The following is a 2,290-nucleotide window of genomic DNA, read 5'->3' on the forward strand; positions in this document are numbered from 1 at the left end:
TCCATGTTGGTGGACGCGCGCAGCTCCTGCGTGAACGTGCGGATGCTCACGTCGGCATGGTTGCGGCCGAGGATGTCGGCGCTGGTGAAATCCGAATCCTGGTCGGTGACATTGCTGTTCTTGCGCCACGCGGTGATCGAACTCAGCGTCAGCGGCCCGATCGCGTAGTCGATCTGGCCGGAAACGCCGTAGTTCTTGATACGATTGGTCGAATCGAAGTTGTTGTAAACGTCCCCGAACGGGTCGCTCGCCGGGTTAACCTTGCCGCCGATTGCGGTCACCGCCAGCGCGGTCGGCCCCGAATGGACGTTGACCACCGCGCAGCAATTCTCGTGGATCTCGCCATAATCGCCGATCAGCCGCACCTTGAGCTGGGTGTTCGGCTCGAACAGCAGCTGGCCGCGAATGAAGGCGCGCTTGCGGTTGTTGATGTCCTGATTGGTGCCGGCATCGTGGATATAGCCGTCGCGCCGGTTGAGTCCGCCCGCCAGGCTGAACGCGAGGTTGTCGCTCAGCGGGCCGGTGACCAGCGCCTTGAGCACGACCGCGTTGTAGTTGCCGTACGAAAGCTCGACATTGCCGCCCGGATGGAACTGCGGCGCCTGCGTGACGATCGAGATCACCCCGGCCGAGGCATTCTTGCCGAACAGCGTCGATTGCGGCCCGCGCAGCACTTCCACGCGCTTGACGTCGGGGAAATCGGCGATCTGCGCGGCCGAGCGCGAACGGTACACCCCATCGATGAACACCCCCACCGAAGGCTCGATGCCGGCATTGTTGGCGCCGTTGCCGAAACCCCGGATGTAGAAGTCGGTCTGCGCCGAGCTCTGGTGCTCGACCACACGCAGCGACGGCACGACACTGGCGAGGTCCTTGATGTCGCGGATATGCGCCTTTTCCAGCGTGTCCGCCGTGGTCACCGTCACCGCCACCGGCACGTCCTGCAAGGTCTGCTCGCGCTTGGTCGCGGTGACGATGATCTCGTTGCCTTCGCCTTCCGCCGCCGGCTCGTCCTTCGCAGGCTGCGCCTCACCGCTGTCCTGCCGCGGCTGCGCATAGGCCAGCGCCGGCGCCATGCACCCCAGCGCCGCCCCTGCCGCGAGCATGATCCGCAATGAAGCCAAGCCAGCCGCAGCCGCCGGACCGAAAAGCGATTTTGCCATGGTGTACCTGTCCTCTCGCAGCGGGTGATGTGCCGGTTGCCGGCCACCGGTTCGGCAGCGCGGCGATAATGGCCAGTCCCGCATGACCCCTGGGGCCGACATGGTAAATTTCAGCCCACCGCCGCGCAACGGCAAACTGCCGAGGACGCGGGCGCTTTTCCACCACCGCGCCGCATGCCGCCGGCGCCGATCGCGCGCGCGGCAGCCGGCCGCCGCGATCCGCAGCCTTGCCCCGCGTGCGATTTTCGACTAGGGGGCCGATCCATGTTGCGGCGCAACAAGCCGCCTTCCCCGAACCACTGGCGCACGCAAGTCCTGCCTTCCGCCCTTACCGAAAGCCTCCCCGCATGTCCGCCGCCGGCCAGCCGCTTCGCAATATCGCCATCATCGCCCACGTCGACCACGGCAAGACCACGCTGGTCGACCAGTTGTTCCGCCAGTCGGGCACGTTCCGCGACAACCAGCGCGTCGAAGAGCGCGCGATGGATTCGAACGATCTCGAAAAGGAACGCGGCATCACCATCCTCGCCAAGTGCACCAGCGTCGAGTGGACCAGCCCGAAGACCGGCGAGACCACCCGCATCAACATCGTCGACACCCCGGGCCACGCCGACTTCGGCGGCGAGGTCGAGCGCATCCTCAGCATGGTCGACGGCGTGATCCTGCTGGTCGACAGCTCCGAAGGCGCGATGCCGCAGACCAAGTTCGTCACCGGCAAGGCGCTCGCACTCGGCCTGCGCCCGATCGTCGTGGTCAACAAGATCGACCGCCCCGACGGCCGCGCGCAGGAAGTGCTCGACGAGGTGTTCGACCTGTTCGTCAACCTCGATGCCGATGACGAGCAGCTCGAATTCCCGGTGCTCTACGCCTCGGGCCGCAACGGCTACGCGAGCGAGGACGAAGCCGCGCGCGAGGGCGACCTGCAGCCGCTGTTCGAGAAGATCGTCAACCACGTCCCCGCCCCGCAGCTCGATACCGAAGCCCCGTTCAGCTTCCTCGCCACGCTGCTCGATCGCGACAATTTCATGGGCCGCGTGCTCACCGGCCGTGTCCAGTCGGGCCGCATCAAGGTCAACCAGCCGATCCACGCGCTCGACATCGACGGCAAGGTGGTTGAGGTCGGCCGC

2 protein-coding genes are annotated in these 2,290 nt (G+C 66.1%); one reads left to right on the top strand and one right to left on the bottom strand.

Annotated elements, in window-relative coordinates:
• Nucleotides 1-1,163: TonB-dependent receptor (locus tag AC1P6P_RS03080; RefSeq protein ID WP_481400967.1), on the bottom strand; the 1,163-nt coding region annotated here is incomplete at its 3' end.
• A gap of 347 nt (nucleotides 1,164-1,510) precedes the next feature.
• Here AC1P6P_RS03080 and AC1P6P_RS03085 point away from each other — a divergent pair.
• Nucleotides 1,511-2,290 (top strand): GTP-binding protein (locus AC1P6P_RS03085; RefSeq protein WP_481400968.1); only part of this gene is annotated, 780 nt, incomplete at its 3' end.

The organism is Rhizomicrobium sp. (genome assembly GCF_056722145.1).